The 3241-nt window shown below is 39.4% G+C and carries 4 protein-coding genes and 2 pseudogenes; 1 reads left to right on the forward strand and 5 read right to left on the reverse strand.

Features of this window, described 5'->3' with window-relative positions; all coding sequences use genetic code 11:
* Nucleotides 1-71 precede the first annotated feature (71 nt).
* The 5 genes and pseudogenes from BCT11_RS28260 to BCT11_RS03575 form a co-directional block, all read right to left on the reverse strand.
* A pseudogene (locus BCT11_RS28260) lies at nucleotides 72-149 on the reverse strand (DUF3265 domain-containing protein); the annotation flags it as partial.
* Between the two features lie 603 nt (nucleotides 150-752).
* Nucleotides 753-1478: a hypothetical protein gene (locus BCT11_RS03560; protein ID WP_102387161.1), complete on the reverse strand. Its 726-nt coding sequence runs from the start codon at nucleotides 1476-1478 to the stop codon at nucleotides 753-755.
* A gap of 2 nt (nucleotides 1479-1480) precedes the next feature.
* Nucleotides 1481-1789, reverse strand: coding sequence for a hypothetical protein (locus BCT11_RS03565; RefSeq protein WP_206747850.1), 309 nt, complete (start codon nucleotides 1787-1789; stop codon nucleotides 1481-1483).
* A 131-nt stretch (nucleotides 1790-1920) separates the two neighbouring features.
* Nucleotides 1921-2050: pseudogene (locus tag BCT11_RS03570) on the reverse strand (DUF3265 domain-containing protein).
* Nucleotides 2051-2152: 102 nt separating this feature from the next.
* Nucleotides 2153-2416 (reverse strand): hypothetical protein, encoded by a 264-nt coding sequence (locus tag BCT11_RS03575; RefSeq protein WP_102387164.1) that lies wholly within the window; start codon nucleotides 2414-2416, stop codon nucleotides 2153-2155.
* Between the two features lie 385 nt (nucleotides 2417-2801).
* Here BCT11_RS03575 and BCT11_RS03585 point away from each other — a divergent pair, with 385 nt between their 5' ends.
* Nucleotides 2802-3134 carry a PBPRA1643 family SWIM/SEC-C metal-binding motif protein gene (locus BCT11_RS03585; RefSeq protein WP_102387166.1) on the forward strand — a complete coding sequence of 111 codons (333 nt, stop codon included), beginning with the start codon at nucleotides 2802-2804 and terminating at the stop codon, nucleotides 3132-3134.
* Nucleotides 3135-3241 lie beyond the last annotated feature (107 nt).

Consider the following 3241-nt stretch of genomic DNA (forward strand, 5'->3'; position numbering starts at 1 on the left):
AACCAAAATTACACATAACGCCATGTTAAGGGGTGAGCAACGCAATACCGGTGTTGCTGCAAACCACCTTAATCACAAAAATCAACGCATAGTGAAAATGCTACGCGTTGCGAATCCCTCTTAAACATTTTGTTAGTTGCCAGACCCAACCTGCTGATTTTATGTCAGCTTGAACTTTGCAAACATCAAATTTAATGTGCTTTGATGCATTAACGTCAGGCGCAGTTTCAAAGCGGCTACTCAATGAAACCACGTAGAACATACAACGCCGCAGAAAACGGACTAACAACACCAAAAAACGCTTTTGTACCGATAATCTCGCAATGCGGAGGTTCAACAAAGTCACTGAAACCACGTGAACTTTACACACCAGAGAAAACGTCATTTCAGCGAGCAATTCAGCTTTTGAAAAGACAAATTCACAGAGCAAGTTTTCAGCAAGCAATGTCGTTTCGATTGTACAAACTGCCTCAAAAACAAAGAAGTAAGTGAGCTTTCATTTGCCCAAAAACTGAACCTGAAAAATGATAGTAGCAAACCGAGATTAACCAGTTTTAACCTAGAAACTCACTTCTAGATTTTAACACTTCTAGCCTTAAACCTTTTGATTTGGTTACGTTTATCCGATTGGCAACTAACGCCCTGTTAAGGTGTGAGCAACACAATACCGAAGTTCCCGCATGCCACCTTAAACGCTAAACGCAACGCATAGCAAAAATGCCAAGCGTTGCGAATCACTCTTAAACAGATTGTTATACGCGCTTTCGCCTAATCGTGTTTAGTAACGCAATTTTGAGTCTCTCTGAAAGGTCAACACTATCTTTAAACACAACTATTTGCTTGGTTCTTAGATCAAAAGGAATTTCATCTATCCCTTTGCTTATGATAATGACGGGCTTACCTAAAGCATGAGCTAAACCTAACTCATAGAATACGTTAGGGTTTTTACCGCTGATATTTGCAATAATCAATTCTGACTCACATATCTTTTTAAGGATGTGACTAAGAATGTCTCCCTCAATGAAACTTTCATCTCCTCGAGCAACGTCAAAACCAAACTCATGACAAACTTTATCGATGATATAAAACTCGTCTTCGTACATAGTGTGGAATGGAGTTAAGATAAAAGCCTGATCTTTTTTAATACGTAATTCATCTTTCTCTATCCCCATACCATTGAGGAACTTAAAAGGGTCAACTATCGAACTCTCGAAATAGTTATCAGCCTTATTAATTGAGGACTTAACAAGTAAGTGATTTGAATCAACCCAACGTTCCTCTTTAGCAACTAAACGTTCGTTTAGAGAGTAGATTTTTGCCTCAAAGTTAGCGCGAAGCATTTCAATCTCAGCACGGTTTCTGTCTTCATTATACTTCTGAGAAAGCTGATTTGAGCGGTAGTTGCTTAGTAAAGCAACTAGTACTGCGACTATAGACAATGTCGGCAGGATTATTGAAAGGATATCACCAAATTCCATATTTACACCAACTCAATTGCGTTCTTTAATGCGTAAATGCATATGCCATAATTAACTGTTGCCAAGCCAGCAACCCACCAATAACTGCTGCTCTCGAAGCACTTACAGCTTTTTCGCCAAATCAACACAGCGACACAAACGAGGAAGATGTAAAATCCGAATTGAGTAATACCATTCTCAAAGTGCTCTGGTGACGAGATCGTGTAGGCTGCAATAAACGATGTAGCGAGAACAAAGACATCTACAGGCAATTCTAAGACTGCGTATATCGATGCAGGTAAGTCCACATTACGATCTATTGACATTTTCAAAATAAATGACATGCCAAGTATGATACTAGGTAGTATGACGTCAATATTTTCCATATATTTTTCAGCTAGTTAAAATTGAGGCGGATTATATCACCTTTTAGTTTATGAGCAACAAAGCGTATAACGCCCTGTTAAGGTGTGAGCAACGCAATGCAAAAGCCGCCGCATACCACCTTAAACACTAAAACCAACGCATAGTAAAAATGCCACGCGTTGCGAATCACCCTTAAACAGTTTGTCATGTTGTATTCTTAACAATATGGGAGCTAATACATGAGTAAGGAATGATAAACACCCACCACAACAATTCGTGCGTTTGAACTTAAAGAGCAATTTGTTACATGCTTTCTAAAAGGGTTATGCTTAATCGACTTGCTTCATAGATACTTCAACTTCATCTAGGTAACTTAACACACCATCAAGAGGCATCGAGTAACTTGGACCTTCAAAAGCGCTTTGTTTAAAGTGCACTAAATATTTTTTATTAGACTCTAAGTAGTGTCCACCCAGAACAGCCTTACCACCACATTGAACTAACTCCCTAAACTTGAAGTAGTCCCTTCGATTGAAATGATAAGTCATCGGCATACCGTGTTCAGCCATCAATTTAAATGAAATAAAGCTCATTTTTTATCTTATACCTATATTTGGAGTTGTTTTATGGTTATAACCAAACGTAATAACCATTGAAGTATATCTCGAAATACAGACAGTTATAACTTCATTTATGCATATGCAAGTCGTGTTTGTCGCACAACCGAGGACCAAAATAGGCAGCTACAACATAACGCCCTGTTAAGGTGTGAGCAATGCAATGCCGAAGCCTCCGCATGCCACCTTAAACACTAAATGCAACGCAAGGTAAAAATGCCACGCGTTGCGAATCACTCTTGAACAGTTTGTTATACCGCTTTCTGCCATACTACACTTGAAACAATTTGAGCTTTATCATTTTAAAACGATACGTATAATCCCTGCTCGTTTTCTTACACACTAAGTAAAGAGTATCAGCATGTCTAAGCTGTTTTTTAAAGGTCGAATCGAAACTCGACAAAATCACGTAATGTCAGGCTACAACGTTAATCGTGACGTCAAAGCTGGTACAAAAGAAGCCCCGATAAATATCGTGGTCCAGACAGAATTACGTAAGCAAGAAATCGAAGCTATTGCTCAAGAGTACTCGATCATCGCAAACATCACTGTAAATGAAAGCCAAGATGAAAATACGATCGAATTAGATACGCTCCTGCGCAAAGCGAAAACAACGGTATTTGAAAAAAAACCAAACAGAAACGCCCCTTGCAGTTGTGGCAGCGGCAAAAAATACAAGAAGTGCTGCGCTTAGAATCCCAATACCGCCCTCACACGGCGGTATAACGCCCTGCTAAGGGGTGAGCAACGCAATACCTAAGCCGCCGCAAACCACCTTAATCACTAAAATCAACGCATAGT

This window comes from Vibrio sp. 10N.222.52.B12 (assembly GCF_002875385.1).
Classification (GTDB): Bacteria; Pseudomonadota; Gammaproteobacteria; order Enterobacterales; family Vibrionaceae; genus Vibrio; species Vibrio jasicida.